This window comes from Rahnella sp. Larv3_ips (assembly GCF_003697865.1).
Lineage (GTDB): Bacteria > Pseudomonadota > Gammaproteobacteria > Enterobacterales > Enterobacteriaceae > Rahnella > Rahnella rivi.
This window is the reverse complement of record NZ_MJIB01000021.1, coordinates 388,217-403,552: the sequence shown is the minus strand read 5'-3', so window position 1 is coordinate 403,552 and position 15,336 is coordinate 388,217. Positions and strand designations below refer to the sequence as shown.

Genomic DNA, 15,336 nt, shown 5'->3' with positions numbered 1-15,336 from the left:
TCTCGTAAGACCCGCTGAGTGACGCTCTGTGACTGCTTTTACTTAAGGCTTAACCGCGCAGAATGCTCAGCACTTCGTCAACGCTGGTGGTGTTTGCCAGACGGTCGATGACGCCATCTTCGTCGAGCGCAGTGGTCAGTTTGGTGATCACGTTGATGTGCTCATTATTGCGTGCAGCGATACCGATAACCAGACGCGCGGCATCATCTTCATCATCGCCCCAGCGGATACCCGCCGGATACTGGCAGAACACGATGCCGGTTTTCAGTACGCGATCTTTCGCTTCGATGGTGCCGTGTGGTACCGCGATAGATTCGCCCAGATACGTGGAGGTCAGCTGCTCACGGGCCAGCATCGCTTCAACATATTCTGCCTGAACATACCCGCCTTTCACCAGTTGCTCACCGGCAAAGCGAATCGCTTCTTCTTTTGTGGTCGCCTGCAGGCCGAGGAAGATGTTGCTTTCGCTCATGCGGAACAGGTTTTCGTTGTCATGGTCAGCCACGATGCTGTCGCCGAGCGTGGTGGTCACTTTCTCTTTGTACTGGCTGGCTTTGTTCACTTCCACCAGACGGGAAGTCAGATCAGTGTACAGGCCGCTGTCGAGGAAGTTGGTCAGCGAAATGTGCTGAGCGTGCGGCACCTGACGCATAGCGCGTTCAGTCAGGTCACGGTGGGTAATCACCAGATCCACGTCATCAGGTAAATTGTTGATGGCGCTGTTGGTGACGCTGATATTGGTCAGCCCCGCATCCTGCACTTTTTTGCGCAGCACACCGGCACCCATTGCGCTGGAACCCATACCGGCGTCACAGGCTACGATGATTTTACGCACGGTAGACAGGTCGCCCGCTACACCAGTCGCTGAAGGTTTGCCGCCTTTAGATTCTGCTTTCATGTCCTGCATGCGACGGGTCGCTTCGTCCAGATCGTCACCGTCTTTCGCTTTAGTGGTTTTCAGCAGCAGCGCAGAAACCACGAAGGATACCGCAAAGGCTGCCACGATAGCCGCGATGTTGGCGAAGTACGCGCCTTTTGGCGTCATCGCCAGAACCGCCAGGATAGAACCCGGAGATGCCGGAGAAACAAGACCGCCGTTCAGCAGCGTCAGGGTGAACACGCCAGTCATACCGCCCAGGATAACCGCCAGCAGCAGACGTGGATTCATCAGAACGTATGGGAAATAAATTTCGTGGATACCACCCAGGAAGTGGATGATTGCCGCGCCGCCAGCAGATTGCTTCGCGCTGCCACGACCGAAGAACATGTACGCCATCAGGACGCCCATACCCGGACCTGGGTTCGCTTCGATCAGGAAGAAGATAGATTTACCGGTTTCAGTCGCCTGCTGGATACCCAGCGGAGAGAAGATACCGTGGTTGATGGCGTTGTTGAGGAACAGAATTTTCGCCGGTTCAACAAAGATAGAGGCCAGTGGCAACAGGTTATGAATAACCATGATGTGCACGCCTGCAGCCAACACTTTAGAGAGAGCTTCTACCAGCGGACCGATCGCCAGGAAGGCGAGGATTGCCAGCAGCATACCGATAATACCGGCTGAGAAGTTGTTAACCAGCATCTCAAAGCCGCTTTTGATTTTACCGTCAACCCAACGGTCAAAGCGTTTGATACACCAGCCGCCCAGCGGGCCACCAATCATCGCACCGAGGAACATCGGCATATCCGCACCGACGATCACACCCATCACGGTGATAGCACCGACCACACCACCGCGATCACCACCGACCAGACGACCACCGGTGTAACCGATGAGCAGTGGCAGGAGATAAGTGATCATCGGGCCAACCAGTTTCGCTAGCGTCTCATTTGGGATCCAGCCGGTTGGAATGAACAGAGCCGTAATGATACCCCAGGCGATAAACGCGCCGATGTTGGGCATTACCATGTTACTCAGGAAGCGACCAAAGTTTTGAACTTTGATCTTAACGTCTGGTGAAAACATAAAACGCACCCCTATTGATACGCGCTGACAATAGAGCGCGTGATATCAGTTAATTATCGGTGACGGTTAATTCGGTTTTTGTGCCACTGCTTTAAAAATCCGTCCGTCGAATTGCTGTCTGCGAGGCGGACTCTACCACGTGATTATAGGCCCCGCGTACCCACCCGACATCCCGTGATGCAGATCACACGTATACCCTCACCACCCCCCGCCTTTTGGTGATCACCGTCACAAAAACACCCTGTAACCCGGCTACAGTGGCGATAATTTAAGCTTGCCACCGCTAAAAATGTGACTTGAGTCACCATTTGTTAACGAGTCTTTATCATTAAAACGTGATATTCGTCACAAAGTATTTTTCGACGAACTTGTGTATTTCGCTTAAAAAGCATTCAGACGTGTCCGAACCGCGCAGAAATGAGTTTACGGGAGGGGTGTTGAAAGAAAATTACAGGGGGGGAGTAGGGAAAAGCACCTTTCTGAAGAGGTTATCTGCGTGTTTGTTTAAGGAAGATTCGCATACAAGCGTTATAGACGGAAAAAGCGTTCACCATTCTCTCCTTCCTTATCTTTTAGAAGATACGGCAAACTACGGTTATCTTATCCGGCTTAATTTCATGATACAGCGCGCGCTAATTATAAAGTCATGGGTGGATAAGGGATTCAATCTGGTCATGGAACGCTCCCGCCTTGAGGATCACATCTTTATTAATTTTATGTTTAAGGCTGAATGTATCAGCAAAACACAATATGAGGCATATATTACCCCGTGGAATATTCACTGATTTATCTCCATAACGACGAAATACATGGAGTCCGGCCAGAAGAATTTCCTAATGAAATTGACATCTTTTCTGATAAAGTTTTTCAAAAAGCAATGTTATTAAGGAGAAATAATGCGCCAGAGAATAATTGTGTGCCCTGTAATACAAAATGAAGGAGAGTTTCTACTTTGTAAAATGGCCAATGATCGCGGGGTTTTTCCTGGGCAATGGGCTCTGCCTGGTGGAGGGCTAGAACCTGACGAAACCATTGAACTCGCTCTCAGGCGCGAAATCATGGAGGAGTTAGGAGAGGAACTTATTATCACTGACATTAAGCCATGGGCTTTTCGTGATGATACCCGAATAAAAACTTACCCGGATGGCACGACCGAAGAAATTTACATGATTTATCTTATATTCGACTGTGTAAGTGGAAATCGTAATATTACGTTCAATGAAGAATTTCAGGAAGTCATCTGGGTACTTCCTGAATTAATGAAAGATATGGATTTAAATGAGGCGACCCGGGTCACTTTTACCCAAAAAGGCATCATTTAAAGAGGTGCCTTTCGAGGTTATAGCCAGAAATAGCTGTTCATTTTTTTAATTAATGTCAGTGCGGGAAAACCCGACGCCTTGCGACGCCGGGTTTAATGTCTTACTTCCCGCCCTGCGCCTTCACAATGGCTGCCTGTAAATCGTCGGCTGATACAGCGCCTGGCAGCACGGTGGTGTTTTCTGCGGTGGCACCGCTGACTGGCATCACGACAAAACCTGGCGTGCCGCTGAAGCCCAGCGTACGGGCCAGTTCGTCGTTAGCGGCGATGGCTTCGTGCGTGGCTTTACGTTGTGCCTCGGTCGGCAGTGTGGCTTTTGCCGCTTTCACTGCGCCTGCGATATCCGCATCGGTCAGTTTGCCTTCGTCATGACCGGTGCGGTAAATGCTGTTGTGATAATCGAAATACGCCTGCGCGCCCTTCTCTTTCCACACGGCCATACCGGTTTCAGCGGCCGTGATGGAAGGTTTCCAGCGGTCACCGAAGATTGGCCACTCTTTGAAGACGAAACGCACATTCGGGTTCGCTTTCACGGTCTGTTCAACCACCGGTGCCATACGGCTACAGTACAGGCACTGATAATCGAAGAATTCGACAAACGCGACTTTCGCGTCTTTCGGGCCATAGCTTGGCGTCGCCGGATCGCTGGTCAGGGTTTTGGCGTTTGCCAGTACCGCGCTCAGGGTTTGTTCCTGCTGCTGATCGGCCTGTTGCGCCTGAAGCTTCTGGCTGACCTGCACCAGAATTTCCGGGTGTTGCAGCAGGTAATCCGCTGCAATTTTACCAATGGCGGCCTGCTGTGCAGGGGTGAAATCGGCGGTTGCGCTGTCGGCAGCCGTTGCCAGCGTCGGAGCCAGTATCAGGGAAGCCAGCAAAGTCATCGTCTGACGTTTCATTAAACATCCTTAAAGTGAATACGGGAAAAAGGGACAGTTGCCTTCAAAAGTAGAGGAATTCCACCGGCTTTGCAGGCTAAAAATTGTCATTTTTTATAAACCTGCACGTGATAGCTGCCGTCTGACGTCATCTCCAGCATGATGTCCGCCTGCCTGCTGTCTTGCAGCACCCGCGTCACATTCGGCCCGTCAGTGGCAGCATAAAAATCACCGGCCTGCTGCGGCGTAAGGCCGCCCCGAATTTTACGGTCGATCAGCCGCCCGCGAAGGTCGTCCGGGCTGGCATGAATAAAAATACTCAGATCGCAATATGAGGCCAGTTCCCGCCAGCCTTCATCTTTGAGCAACAGCCAGTTTCCTTCCACAATCAGCACCGGCGCGGTGACATGAATCGCGTCTTCGACCGGTTCATGAAGCGTCCGGCTGTACTCCGGCCAGCGACTGCCCGGCGTGCGTAAGTCGATCAGGGCATCGCGCAATTTATCCACATCAAATGTCTCCGCGGCGCCTTTTTTCTGACGTAATTGATGCGCTTCCAGCCAGGCATTGCGGCGATGGAAACCGTCCATCGGCAAGGTCTGGACCGGCACTAATCCTGCCGTCTCCGTGGAAAGCGTTTGCCAGAACGCCGAAAGCGTCGATTTACCGGTTCCGGGCGGTGCCACCAGAAACACAATCAGCGGGCGATGTAACTGACGTTGCTGCGCGGAAAAACGCTGTAAAAGGGGAAGATGTAACTGCCCGATATCGTGCTGTGGGAAAAACGCCTGCGTGATCAGCCCGTTAATGGTCAGCGTCACGTTCATAGGTCAGTTCCTTGAGTAAATCCGTCACGGCCAGCGACAACGCCGTTTTCACCAGACCGCCATAGCGCGCAGTATTGAAGATCTCAAAACCGGCATATTTCATTTTCTCAATCGACTGAAACATCAGCGGGTTATCCGTTACGCAACGTAAGTTCTTAACGAATTCATACGCGGTGTCGTCATGAAATTCGACGATCCCCGCCTGCGCGTTGAGATGCTCATCCAGTTGAGAAAACAGCAAAATATCGGCATAGACGGATTTTTTGATTTTCCCCAGGGCATAAATCAGCCGCAGGGAAACATCTATGCTGTCGAGCGGGCCTGATTTGGCGAGCAACGGCCTGACGGCAAATTCGCGAATATCCTCGTCATTATTGATGAAGAGATGAGGAAGGAACTGTTTAATGCCGCTGAGTAAAATAGCGTTCGCGGCATTCAGAAAATCATTGAGGTTCGTCCGGGCGGAAAGCGTCTCCAGCACCTGATCTTCAGTTAATCCAGTCATCCTTCCCTTAACCATCGTTTTTAATGAGGAGAATCGATGATATTACAGCCCGGTGGAAACACCAAAGTGGCTGAGCAGTACGCGTTCCGCCTGTTCATTCCAGACACCGTGCGTCGGTGCGACCTCCTGCGCCAGCCGGGCAAACAGCGGATCGGTTTTGCCTAATTCTGCAAAATCGTCAATGGCGGTCAGCGGCAGGGAAATGCCGTTATAAATAAGCTTTTTACCGCCAGGAATATGCGGCAGATTGAGCACCGTGTCGGGAACGGCATCCAGACCGCCGATATGCGTGATCATATAGGATGGCTGAATACGCCCTGCCGCCGTCAGCGCCAGCGCCTCCTCCATGTCGCCGGTCGAGCCGCCGGACGTGCCGACAATATGCGTCGAACCGTAGTGAACGTTGTAGAAATTGAAGGGAACGCTGAAATTTTTGTCGGTCGGCCCGGCAAAGAAGTTCAGGCAACCGTCTTCGCCCAGCAGCGCATCCCCCAGTTCAATCACTTCCGCCACCGCCGCGTACACAAATACATCATCAAAGCCTGCGCCGCCGGTCATTTCGCGCAAAGCCGCCACCGGATCTGGCAACGTTTTGCTGTTGATATACACCAGCTCGATGCCTTTTTCTGCCGCCATCGCCACCGGTAAAAGCTGTTCTGCGCGCGCCAGCCGTTGCTCGTCGATATCCACCACCACAACCCGCGCCGGGCGCACGTCGCCGTTGATCGCATAATCAATCGCGCCAATGCCCATCGGCCCCGCGCACGCCAGCAGCGCCAGATTCCCCCCCGCTTTGATGCCCATCTGATGCTCATACACATATTGCGTGGTGTGATAACTGGCGTGATATGCGCCGATGATGCAGCACATCGGCTCGGCGAGCGACGCAGCGGCGAAATATCGGCTTTCGTACGGCAGAACACAGCCCATATCGATAGCCAGTTTCGGGATGATCATGTACGTCGCATTGCCGCCAAAGGTTTCGTAGCTGTAACCGGCGGAATAGCCACTCGGCAGCCCCATCGCCGGTTGCAGCACGAAGCGTTTTCCCACTTCAAACCGGTTTCTGAGATTTTTGCCCACCTGCACAATCACACCCGCACATTCGTGCCCCGTGATGGCCGGATGTTCGGCGATATCCTCCGGCACACGTTTATGTTCGCCGCCCAGCAATGCCGCTTTGTAGGTCGAGAGGCAAACGCTGTCCGAGACGACGCTCACCAGCAATTCGTCATCGGTGATGTCCGGCAATTCAAACTCACGCAGTCTCACATCTTTTTTTCCGTAAATGGCGGCGACGTTGGTTTTCATGCTGTTGCTCCTTGCTGAACCGGGGAAGTGATATCGGCAAACAACGCATCAAGCGCCGGGTCGCCGAGATAGTTTTTTATCAGGATCAATGGCTGATCGGTCACCCGCTGCGCACGGCCTTCGAGGCTGGCATGGGTGACAATAATGTCGGCGTCGGCCGGAATGTTTTCGATGGAGTAGTGCTTCACTTCGATTTCATAACCGGCTTTTTGCAGCTTTTTGCGAAACGTTGTCGCGCCCATCGCACTCGATCCCATTCCCGCATCACAGACAAACGCAATCAGACGGATATTGCCGGTGACCGGGTGCACCGTATTTTTACCTTCAGCTTTACGCTTTTTACTGGCGGCCTGAGAATCTGCAAACGTGTCTTCCGCAGGCGATTTATCCAGTTTAAGGATGGCCGAGGCGACGACAAAAGAGACGACCGTACCGGCCAGCACGCCGGCGCAGGTTCCCAGAAAGCCCCCGCGCGGCGTCAGCGCCAGATAGGCAAAGATAGAGCCAGGGCTTGGCCCCGCCACCAGCCCCGCGCCAAACAGTTCGAACACATAAATGCCGGTCATGCCGCCCGCAATCATGGCGATAATCATCAGCGGTTTCATCAGCACATACGGGAAATACAGTTCGTGGATGCCACCGAGAAAATGAATGATCATCGCGCCGGGTGCTGACTTCTTACTCAGCCCTTTGCCGAACAGGGAAAACGCCAGCAAAATGCCCAGACCGGGGCCGGGATTGGAGGCCACCATGAAATAAATCGATTTTCCGGCGACGGCGGTGTCCTGCATGCCCAGCGGATAGTAAACGCCCTGATCTATCGCATTATTCAGAAACAGCACTTTGGCCGGTTCATTAATCACTGACAGCAACGGCAGATAACCGGTCGCCACCAGCGCCTCAATGCCCTCTTTCACCACGTTATTGGCGGCCATTACCGCCGGGCCGATCACTTCATAGGCCAGCAGGCACAGCAACATGCCGAGAATGCCGAGGGAGAAATTATTGATGACCATTTCAAAGCCCGCCGGAATGCGCTTCTCGAGCGCCTTATCGACGACTTTGATGACATATCCCCCCAGCGGCCCCATCACCATTGCGCCGATGAACATCGGAATATCAGCCCCGACAATGACGCCCATGGTGCCGATCCCGCCCATTACCGCACCGCGCTTTCCGCCAATTAAATGGCCGCCGGTTGAGCCAATCATCAGCGGCAATAAATAGGTGATCATCGGGCCGACAAGCTGACCAAAGTGCGGATCAGGGGTCCAGCCGGTGGGTATAAATAACGCGGTAATAAAACCCCAGGCAATAAATGCGCCTATATTGGGAATAACCATTGCCGTCAGAAAGCCGCCAAAAGCCTGCACTCTTGCGCGCATAGATTTATTAGCCATATTAAAATCCTGTGTGATGTTAGGATAAAACTAATAACGCTGAATGATATTAATTAATTCCTCTGAATTATTTGCATTGAGTAATTCATCAATAACTTCATCTTCGCAAAGCATTTCACTTAACGCCTGAATTGCCTCAATATGTGAATCAGAATCTTTCGCGGCTAATCCGATAAGCAAACGAACCGGCGGGCTTTCAGCATCAAAGCTGACGCCTTCGCGCAGCAATGTCAGGCTCAGCGCCGTACCTAACGCACCGCACTCCGGCCTTGCATGGGGCATGGCAATACCAGGGGCGAGCAAATAATAAGGGCCGATTTCACAGGTAGTCTCTTTAATCGCCTGAATATAGTCCGGCGTAATATATTTTCTTTGCAGAAGATTTCCCATCGATAAATCTATCGCCTCAGACCAGTTTTCAGCGCAAGAATATATCGCGATACTTTCACGTTCGAAAAAATCCATTAATGACGACATGACTCATCCTTATTTTATCGATGATTATTTACTTTCATGAGCATATTCTTTGAAATGGATTTAATCAAACCGGCAAGGATTTGTGACCGACATTATAAAAACTGTCATGGCGATAATAAAACCTAACCAAGATCACACGAATAACGTCATTTTCATAAATAAGGATTTAACGCAACAGGCTAATTGTGAATTAATTCACAGAATTCATTTTTATATTATTGTCTTAATTTGTGATGGAGATCTGATTCACCTGATTGCATTCACTCCAGACAATAAAAAAGCCACGCAGACATCGCGTGGCTTAACATAAATCGTTTTTTACCGGCTTAGCGGCTGAAATCGCCCTGCGCGACTTTCTGCGCCTCAAGCAATGTCTGCTGTTTGCCCACCAGATTCGACATCATGGTGTTGTACTGCGTCGCCTGCTGTTGCGTCGGGAACTGCACGCCGCCGTTGGCGAATGCCACTTGAGCGCCCTGCTGTTGCAGGTAATCACCGACAGAGACGATATCCTGCGTGAAGCTTTGCAGCGCAGGTACCAGCGGGGTCAGCACGTTAGCGGGTTGCGTCACTACGGTGCTGTACACCTGGCTGTAAACCGCTTTCAGATCGTCCGGCTGTTTCAGTGCAGCCATCGCGGTATCGGCTTTCACTTTCGAGTCACGCAGCTGTGCATTGAGCAGGCTCAGCGTACCGGCCGCCTGTTGCAGCGCACCGCGTTGCGTCATGTAATCCTGCGGTGTGCGCACCTGACCGATTGCGTTGACCACTGGCACGAAGCTGCCATCAACAGCGCCTTTCATCTGACGGGAGAATGACAAAATAATGCCGTAGTCATTCGCGTAATTACCAAAACGTTGTTTCTGATCTTCGCTCAGCGATGGCAGGTTTTGCCCGCTGCGCATCACGGTATTTTGCAAATAATCGATAAAGGCTTTGCGTTGTTCCGGTTCTTTATCGCCACATGCCGTGAGCTGGAAAACGACCAGCAGTGCGATAAACGGCGCCAGCCAGCGAGAAAATGCACCGCTTCTGATCCCTACAGCCATGAGTCCTGACTCCTGATTTCAATGTTCTTCTTCCGGCCAGTTCCCTGCCGATGCTGTGCATTCCATGCGGGTTATAGGATAGAACAATTGGGGGGAGAACGCTTTTTAAAAAAGCCTGTAAAAACGTTAAATTCAACTTAACGTTCAAGTTCAAGGTCAGGAGCAACGCCGGGGGCTTTTTAATTCACAAGCAGAATGGTTTTATTTTTAAAAGGTGTGGATTGGCGTGCTTAAAAATGGCACCGAATGAAGGGTTCGAGACGTGAGGCTCGACACCTGAAATGAGGGCATCGCGTAGCGCGCAGTGAAAAGAGCGGGGAGTCCAGAGGGAGAACGTTTATTCTCCCTCTGGTCGGCGTGGGCCGACGCCCGCAACCTTAATTTACAAAGTCACCGGCTTACTGAAGCAGCGAAATATCCGCTACCTGCAGGAACAACTCCCGCAGTTTAGACAGCAATGTCAGACGGTTGATACGCACCGCTTCGTTCTCATCCATCACCATGACGGTGTCAAAGAACGTATCCACGGTTTCGCGCAGCGCAGCCAGTTCCACCAACGCATCTTTGTACTGACCAGCGGCAAACAGCGGTTCCAGCTTGTCGCGCAGCACCACCAGATGCGTCGCCAGTTTCAGCTCAGCAGGTTCTTTCAGCACGGAGGCGTGAACGTGATCCAGCAGAACGTCGGTGGATTTCGCCAGAATGTTGGATACGCGTTTGTTGGCCGCAGCCAGCGTTGCCGCTTCGTCCAGCGTACGGAAGTAACTCACCGCTTTCACACGGGCATCGAAATCTGCCGGTTTGGTCGGACGGCGTGCCAGCACGGCCTGAATGGTATCGACCGCGTGACCTTCTTCCTGATACCACGCGCGGAAACGACCGAGCATGAAATCAACCACTTCATCGACAACCTTGGCGTTAGTCAGCTTGTCGCCGTACAGGCGCACCGCTTCTTCGGTCAGGGTTTGCAGGTCGAGTGACAGGTTTTTCTCAACGATGATACGCAGAACACCGAGCGCGGCACGACGCAGTGCAAACGGGTCTTTGTCGCCTTTCGGATGCTGACCGATGCCGAAAATACCGGCCAGGGTGTCCATCTTGTCTGCGATAGCCAGCGCGCACGCCACCAGCGAAGCCGGTAACTCGTCGCCCGCAAAGCGTGGCTGATACTGTTCGTTCAGCGCAACCGCGACTTCTTCCTGCTCGCCGTCGTGACGCGCATAGTGCATGCCCATCACGCCCTGCGTGTCGGTGAATTCGAAGACCATGTTGGTCATCAGGTCGCATTTTGACAGCAGGCCCGCGCGTTTGGCGTTCTCAACGTTGGCACCGATTTTATCGGCGATCCAGCCAGACAGCGCCTGAATACGGTCGGTTTTGTCACGCAGCGTACCCAGCTGTTTCTGGAACAGTACGGTTTCCAGACGCGGCAGGTTATCTTCGAGACGTTTTTTGCGGTCGGTATTGAAGAAGAATTCGGCATCGGCCAGACGCGGACGCACCACTTTCTCGTTACCGGAAATGATTTGCTGCGGATCTTTCGATTCGATGTTGGCCACAAAGATAAAGTTCGGCAGAAGTTTGCCCGCAGCGTCGTACACCGGGAAATACTTCTGGTCGCCTTTCATGGTGTAAACCAGCGCTTCAGCCGGTACCGCCAGGAATTTCTCTTCGAATTTCGCGGTCAGCACCACCGGCCATTCCACCAGAGACGCCACTTCTTCCAGCAGGCTTTCACTCAGATCGGCGATGCCGCCAATCTCTTTCGCCGCTTTCTCCGCATCCTGTTTGATCAGCGCTTTACGCTGTTCGTAATCAGCAATGACTTTGCCGCGTTCCAGCAGAATTTGCGGATACTGATCGGCGTTGTCGAGGGTGAATTCAGGTTCGCCCATGAAGCGGTGACCGCGGATCGTGCGGGCAGAATCGATACCGAGGATTTTCGCCGGGATCAGTTCATCGCCTAACAGCAGAGTCACGGTGTGAACCGGACGCACAAACTGCACGTCGGAATCGCCCCAGCGCATCAGTTTAGGAATAGGCAGTTTGGACAGTGACGTTGCGATCATCGCAGGCAGCAGCTGTTGCGCGCTTTCGCCTTTGACGTGCGCACGGTACACCAGCCATTCACCTTTGTCGGTGACCAGACGATCGGCCTGATCAACGGTGATACCGCAACCGCGAGCCCAGCCTTCAGCGGCTTTGCTCGGTTTGCCTTCGGCATCAAACGCCTGCGCCACAGCCGGGCCGCGTTTTTCAACTTCGCGGTCAGCCTGAGATTCATGCAGACCGGAGACTTTCAGCGCCAGGCGGCGCGGCGCGGCAAACCATTTTACGTCGCCGTGTGGCAGATTCGCCGCATCCAGCTCCGCAGTCAGGTTGGCTGCAAAAGATTCAGCAAGGCTGCGCAGAGCCTTCGGTGGCAGTTCTTCCGTGCCGATTTCCACCAGAAATGTTTTTTCAGTCATGGACTTATCTCACTTCTCGTTCTTTTTGCACATCGGGAAGCCCAGCACTTCGCGGGAAGCGTAATACGCCTCAGCTACCGCTTTAGTCAGGGTACGGATGCGCAGAATGTAGCGCTGACGTTCAGTCACAGAAATCGCTTTACGCGCGTCGAGCAGGTTGAAGCAATGGGCCGCTTTCAGGATGCGCTCGTAAGCAGGCAGCGCCAGTGGCTTTTCAAGCGCCAGCAGGGTTTGCGCTTCTTTCTCGTGCTGTTCGAAGCAGGAGAACAGGAAATCAACGTCGGCGTATTCGAAGTTATAGGTGGATTGCTCCACTTCGTTCTGATGGAACACGTCGCCGTAGGTGGTTTTGCCCAGCGGACCGTTGCTCCAGACCAGATCGTAAACGCTGTCCACGCCCTGGATGTACATCGCCAGACGTTCCAGACCGTAAGTGATTTCACCGGTCACCGGTTTACATTCCAGGCCGCCAACCTGCTGGAAGTAAGTGAACTGCGTCACTTCCATGCCGTTCAGCCACACTTCCCAGCCAAGACCCCAGGCGCCGAGCGTCGGGTTTTCCCAGTTGTCTTCAACGAAGCGAATATCGTGGATCAGCGGGTCGAGGCCCAGCTCTTTCAGCGAGCCGAGGTACAGCTCCTGAATGTTTTCCGGTGAAGGTTTGATCATCACCTGGAACTGATAATAGTGCTGCAGGCGGTTTGGGTTTTCGCCGTAGCGGCCATCCGTCGGACGGCGTGAGGGCTGAACATAGGCTGCCGCAAAAGGCTCCGGGCCGAGTGCGCGCAGGCTGGTCATCGGATGCGAAGTACCCGCGCCGACTTCCATATCCAGCGGTTGAACAATGGTGCAGCCCTGCTGCGCCCAATAATCTTGCAGTGTCAGGATCAGGCCCTGAAATGTCTTGGTATCAAACTTTTGCATGTTGGATTCGCACGCGAGAAAGTGGGTTTAAAGAGAGTCCGACAGTATACCCGCTGAACGGAAGATAATCAGCCAGAATCAGGCGAGTGAGCGTTACCGAGAGGGAGTGTTTAGGTTTTGGCGCGCATTTTTGGAAAGTAAAAGGGGCTCTGCGCCCCTTTCGTGGTTAAAACCGGGCACTGATCCCGGCGTTGTAAGACGTTTGTTCGCCGGAATCCAGGCCGGTGGTTTGGGAAATCGCCGCAAAAGCCGAGACGCTGTGGGTTATCTGGACGTTCGCCCCGACCGTCATATCGACCCAGTCGTTGTCCTGTTCGCCGGTGGTGCGGCTGAACCGGGTGCGGGTGGATTTGATCGCGCCGGTGGCGGTGTAAGTGTCATCGCCAAACTGACGGTCATAGGTCACCTGCGCATACGGATTCACGATCCCCAGATCTGCGTTCAGGCGCCAGCCCAGCGCGCCGATTTGCGAGTGAGACGTCTGGTCACCAAAGCGCATAGAAGTGCTGTTGTTGCCCTTCTCGCTGTATCCCTCAATGCTGCTGTAATCCCAGCTGTATTGCGCCACCGGGCCGGTTTTCAGCACCGGTAAAATCGGAAAATCCCAGCCTGCGGTGACGCGTCCGCCAATCTGCTTGCCGTCCGTTTCACCGCGCTCGGTACGGGTGGTGGGTCCGAGTTTGATGCTGCGGTTGATATCATCGTAATTCAGCGAGCCGTAATGCACATCGCCGTTGATCCAGCCATTTTCGGCGATTTTCACGCCGGTAAAGGCTGTCGCCATCCAGCCGCGCGTGCGGTAGCTGTAATGGTCCGTCGGATCCTGTTTATCGTCTGAACCGGAAATCATCAGCCCCATCATCCAGCGATCGGTCATCTGATAATCCATCCCGATATTGAGCGAGTTAGAGGTGAGATCGCCCTCGCCCAGCGACGGATTGATTTTGCTGTCGGCGCTTTGCCCGGCGTAACCGCCAAACATACCGAAAGTCCCGGCGTCATTCTCCTGCGTGCGTAACTGCTGATAGCGGCTGTCGAGCAATCCCTGCGTATTGCGCGCCAGCGCCAGCGAACCCTGATTCAGCGCGGTGACCTCCAGCGGGCCGTTGATCACGGACTGCATGTACTCGGCGATCAGCGCATGTGCCTGCGGTGTCGGGTGGAAATGGTCAGAGAACAGAAACGCTTTGCTGGCGTCAAAACCCGGCAGGCTGGAGGTACATTCTGAGGCTGAAGTGCCCACCGGACAGGCGGTCCCGGCGGTATTTGCGAAACCGTACAGCGCCGGATCGGCGACCACTTCATTGAACAGCCCGTTGATATCCACGCGTGCAATATTGCCGCCGGTTCTGGCCAGCGCGATATCTTCAGTGGTGTTGTACGTCTCGGTCAGGCCGCCCGCCACGTCTTTCAGCGCGTCATAGGCCGCTGCCAGCCCTTTGGCGATGACGTCCTGCACCAGCGGGATCCCCGAGCCTTCCGCCGCCGCTGCCGCCAGTGCGTTGTGAATCGCCTCGGTGCGGGCATCCGTATTCGGTGTGTTTTGCGCATTCAGGTACTGATAGGCCGCTGCCAGCGCCTGTTGCTGCACCGGCAGCAAGCCAACCTGAATCACGCCTTCCATCAGCACCGGCGTCAGACCGATATTGGGCACCGTCGGCACCACGACCGCTCCGGCTCCGGCTTTGAGTAAATCATTGACCTGAGAAGCCGCCTGCGTGGCGCTGTTGGTGGCAATCTCCACTGCCGTGATCGGGTTCAGGCTGAGCGCCGCGGCGGCCAGATCGTTGCCGCCAATCCAGTGAATATACAGCCCTTTCGGATCGGCTTTGCCGCCGGTCGAGGCCAGATAGCTTTTGACCTGATCCTGCGTGGTGTCATCAGAGTCCAGCCCCGGCACCGCGACGCCGCCGCCTTGGGCATAGTTCAGGCCGCCTTTGGCAGAAGGTGTCAGCGTCGTGCCGATATTGTTGGCGAGGATTTCGTCATAAAGCGGATGCGAACTGCTGTCGAAGGTCCAGCGTCCATTATTGCCGGTGTCACTCAGGCTGTCGCCGAAGACATAAAGTTGATCGTAAGCCTGCACCGGAGCCTGTAAACCCAGGCACAGCGCGACGGCGAATGCGCTTTGTGTCAGCCATAATGCGGCGGTTTTTCTGCCTGTCATTGTCGTCGCTTCCTCAAAAAATGAGCGGTTCTCATCCCTGAAATGTAAG

13 protein-coding genes are annotated in these 15,336 nt (G+C 53.7%); 2 read left to right on the top strand and 11 right to left on the bottom strand.

All coding sequences use genetic code 11. The features are described 5' to 3' along the window. Window positions 1-49: 49 nt before the first annotated feature. Window positions 50-1,963: a PTS mannitol transporter subunit IICBA gene (locus tag ED901_RS21355; protein WP_056775864.1), complete on the bottom strand. Its 1,914-nt coding sequence runs from the start codon at window positions 1,961-1,963 to the stop codon at window positions 50-52. Between the two features lie 398 nt (window positions 1,964-2,361). Between ED901_RS21355 and ED901_RS21350 the strand changes: the two genes are divergently transcribed. Further along, complete coding sequence (locus tag ED901_RS21350; protein WP_240993994.1) at window positions 2,362-2,748, top strand: deoxynucleoside kinase; 387 nt, start codon at window positions 2,362-2,364, stop codon at window positions 2,746-2,748. A 111-nt stretch (window positions 2,749-2,859) separates the two neighbouring features. Next, window positions 2,860-3,285 carry a nucleoside triphosphatase NudI gene (nudI, locus tag ED901_RS21345; RefSeq protein WP_056775869.1) on the top strand — a complete coding sequence of 142 codons (426 nt, stop codon included), beginning with the start codon at window positions 2,860-2,862 and terminating at the stop codon, window positions 3,283-3,285. 100 nt (window positions 3,286-3,385) lie between these two features. On the opposite strand, the gene ED901_RS21340 is transcribed toward nudI, so the two are convergent. The 10 genes from ED901_RS21340 to ED901_RS21290 all read right to left on the bottom strand — a co-directional run bounded on the left by ED901_RS21340 (window position 3,386) and on the right by ED901_RS21290 (window position 15,287). Beyond that, window positions 3,386-4,180, bottom strand: coding sequence for a DsbA family protein (locus ED901_RS21340; protein WP_056775870.1), 795 nt, complete (start codon window positions 4,178-4,180; stop codon window positions 3,386-3,388). 86 nt (window positions 4,181-4,266) lie between these two features. Beyond that, complete coding sequence (locus tag ED901_RS21335) at window positions 4,267-4,986, bottom strand: nucleoside/nucleotide kinase family protein (protein ID WP_122097154.1); 720 nt, start codon at window positions 4,984-4,986, stop codon at window positions 4,267-4,269. Beyond that, window positions 4,964-5,491 carry an MltR family transcriptional regulator gene (locus ED901_RS21330; RefSeq protein ID WP_122097153.1) on the bottom strand — a complete coding sequence of 176 codons (528 nt, stop codon included), beginning with the start codon at window positions 5,489-5,491 and terminating at the stop codon, window positions 4,964-4,966. The genes ED901_RS21335 and ED901_RS21330 overlap by 23 nt, the downstream gene beginning before the upstream one ends. A 42-nt stretch (window positions 5,492-5,533) precedes the next feature. Beyond that, window positions 5,534-6,802, bottom strand: a complete 1,269-nt coding sequence (locus tag ED901_RS21325) for a zinc-binding dehydrogenase (protein ID WP_122097152.1) — start codon at window positions 6,800-6,802, stop codon at window positions 5,534-5,536. Beyond that, entirely contained in the window at window positions 6,799-8,202 is a 1,404-nt protein-coding gene (locus ED901_RS21320) for a PTS mannitol transporter subunit IICB (RefSeq protein ID WP_122097151.1), read from the bottom strand. The genes ED901_RS21325 and ED901_RS21320 overlap by 4 nt, the downstream gene beginning before the upstream one ends. A 30-nt stretch (window positions 8,203-8,232) precedes the next feature. Beyond that, window positions 8,233-8,679, bottom strand: coding sequence for a PTS mannitol transporter subunit IIA (cmtB, locus tag ED901_RS21315; protein WP_122097150.1), 447 nt, complete (start codon window positions 8,677-8,679; stop codon window positions 8,233-8,235). Window positions 8,680-9,005: 326 nt separating this feature from the next. Beyond that, window positions 9,006-9,728 (bottom strand): DUF3053 domain-containing protein, encoded by a 723-nt coding sequence (locus tag ED901_RS21305; protein WP_056775880.1) that lies wholly within the window; start codon window positions 9,726-9,728, stop codon window positions 9,006-9,008. A 398-nt stretch (window positions 9,729-10,126) separates the two neighbouring features. Further along, window positions 10,127-12,196 carry a glycine--tRNA ligase subunit beta gene (gene glyS / locus ED901_RS21300; protein WP_122097148.1) on the bottom strand — a complete coding sequence of 690 codons (2,070 nt, stop codon included), beginning with the start codon at window positions 12,194-12,196 and terminating at the stop codon, window positions 10,127-10,129. A gap of 9 nt (window positions 12,197-12,205) precedes the next feature. After that, window positions 12,206-13,120, bottom strand: coding sequence for a glycine--tRNA ligase subunit alpha (gene glyQ, locus ED901_RS21295; protein ID WP_056775883.1), 915 nt, complete (start codon window positions 13,118-13,120; stop codon window positions 12,206-12,208). A gap of 166 nt (window positions 13,121-13,286) precedes the next feature. Further along, on the bottom strand, window positions 13,287-15,287 hold the full coding sequence (locus ED901_RS21290; RefSeq protein ID WP_122097147.1) for an autotransporter outer membrane beta-barrel domain-containing protein: 2,001 nt from the start codon (window positions 15,285-15,287) through the stop codon (window positions 13,287-13,289). Between the last annotated feature and the right edge of the window lie 49 nt (window positions 15,288-15,336).